Origin of the sequence: Oceanibaculum indicum P24 (assembly GCF_000299935.1) — a bacterium.
GTDB lineage: Bacteria > Pseudomonadota > Alphaproteobacteria > Oceanibaculales > Oceanibaculaceae > Oceanibaculum > Oceanibaculum indicum.
This window is the reverse complement of sequence record NZ_AMRL01000058.1, coordinates 1-1,998: the sequence shown is the minus strand read 5'-3', so window position 1 is coordinate 1,998 and position 1,998 is coordinate 1. Positions and strand designations below refer to the sequence as shown.

Below are 1,998 nucleotides of genomic sequence, written 5' to 3'. Positions count from 1 at the left end.
CGGATATCGGCTTCGATGGCATAAAGTTCGCGGATCAGCCGGACACCCTCTTCGGCGATCGGCGCAGAACCAGTGCGGGTGATCTCAACCAGCTTGCGGCGCGCATGGGCCCAGCAATAGGCCAGCTGGATATCCGAACCGACGCGACCCGGCGCGACCAGACGGTTGTAGCCGGCATAACCATCCACCTGCAGAATGCCGCCAAAGCCCTGCAATATCCGTTCGGCATGAAGACCGCCCCGGCCCGGGGCATAGGTGAAGGCAACACCGGGCGGCGCGGTGCCATTCCAGGGCCGGTCATCGCGGGCCAGGGCCCAGAAGTATCCGGTCCTGGTCTTTCGGGCCCCAGGATCGAGCACGGGAGCGCGGGTTTCGTCCATGAACAGCTTTGTTGACCGTTTCAGGTCCGCCATCAGGGCATCATAGACCGGACGCAGCTCGAAGGCGGCCCGGCCGACCCAATCGGCAAGCGTGGAGCGGTCCAGATCAACGCCCTGACGGCTGTAGATCTGTGCCTGCCGATAAAGCGGAAGGTGATCAGCATACTTGCTGACCAGAACATGGGCGACCATGGCCTCGGTCGGCAGCCCGGCGGGGATCAGCCGTCCAGGTGTCGGCGCCTGCACCACACCGTCCGTGCAGGACCGGCAGGCATATTTGGGACGGCGGGTCACAATCACCCGGAACTGGGCCGGGATCACATCGAGCCGCTCGGTGGCGTCCTCGCCAATGCAGTGCAGATCGCCACCGCAGCCACAGACCAGACTTTCCGGCTCGATGATTTCCTCGACCCGCGGCAGGTGCCCGGGGAGCGAACCACGATTGGTGCTGCGCGGCGTGGCCGGCCGCCGGGCAGCGCGGTCCTCTGCATCTTCCGCGGCATAGACCGCCGCGATGGCCGTTTCCAGATCCTCCAGCGCCAGTTCGAACTGGCCCGGATCACCCTTTTCCGACTTCCGACCGAAGGCCGCCTGCCTGAACGCGGCAACCAGCTTTTCCAGCTGTGCGATCCGCTCGTCCTTGCGCTGATTACGCGCTTCCGCGGCGACAAGCATCACCTTGAGAGCGGCAATATCGTCGGGAAGTTGAGCAATCTCGAGCATGGTGGGAATCTAGCAGATCTGGCCCTGCCATACCCGCAAAAGACAAGCCCTGAGTCATCCTGACGCAGTCATTCCACGGCTTCCGGGACCCGCGCCTCCACTGCCCGAACCCGCCGCCAGTCAAGCCCGGCAAACAGCGCCTCGAACTGCGCGTGGCTCAGCGTCATCAGCCCATCCTTCACCGCAGGCCAGGTGAAGCTGTGCTCTTCCAGACGCTTGTAGGCCATGACCAGTCCGGTGCCATCCCAGTAGAGAAGCTTCAGGCGGTCGGTCTTGCGGGCGCGGAACACAAACACCGTGCCGGTGAACGGGTCCTTGTGCAGCTCGTTCTTCACCATCGCCGCCAGACTGTCGTGGCCTTTGCGGAAGTCGATCGGCCTGGTCGCCACCATGATCCGCACCCGGTTCGACGGGAAGATCATCAGGCTGCCGACAGTGCCCGGACGACCGAACCAATCCGGGCTGCAGAAGCGCCGGGTTCCAATCGGATGGTCACTGCCCCCACCATGATCTCCGGCCCTGCCGACGGCACCGGCGCCGCTGTCGTTACCGCCTCAGCAACCGGAGCGACCATCAGTGCCGCAAACTCAAACGGATCCTCCGGTGCCGGCAGCACCAGCTTCCCCTGCCGGGCAAGTGTCCGCCACGAGGAAACATGGTTGGCATTCAGACCATGCCGCTGCGCCACTTCAACCACGCTCGCCCCAGGCCGAAGCGTCTCGGCAACAATCTGCGCCTTCACCTCATCCGGCCACTGACGATTGCGACGACGCCTCCCGCCACTTGTGAGAAGCTCCATTGGAGCGTCCATGGAGAAACTCCCGCACAGATATCAATCCAGGTAGCATCGCATGCCTGCCAGCCCGCCGGGAGGTGGGGCCAGAACACCGCTTAC

Annotated in this window: 3 protein-coding genes; all 3 read right to left on the bottom strand. The window is 64.2% G+C overall.

All coding sequences use genetic code 11. From position 1 onward, the window contains the following. Positions 1-1,103 (bottom strand): IS66 family transposase (gene tnpC, locus P24_RS18905; protein ID WP_040708528.1); only part of this gene is annotated, 1,103 nt, incomplete at its 3' end. A gap of 68 nt (positions 1,104-1,171) precedes the next feature. Next, entirely contained in the window at positions 1,172-1,525 is a 354-nt protein-coding gene (tnpB, locus tag P24_RS18900; protein WP_008946353.1) for an IS66 family insertion sequence element accessory protein TnpB, read from the bottom strand. Continuing rightward, positions 1,525-1,902 (bottom strand): IS66-like element accessory protein TnpA, encoded by a 378-nt coding sequence (gene tnpA, locus P24_RS18895; RefSeq protein WP_202802423.1) that lies wholly within the window; start codon positions 1,900-1,902, stop codon positions 1,525-1,527. The genes tnpB and tnpA overlap by 1 nt, the downstream gene beginning before the upstream one ends. Positions 1,903-1,998 lie beyond the last annotated feature (96 nt).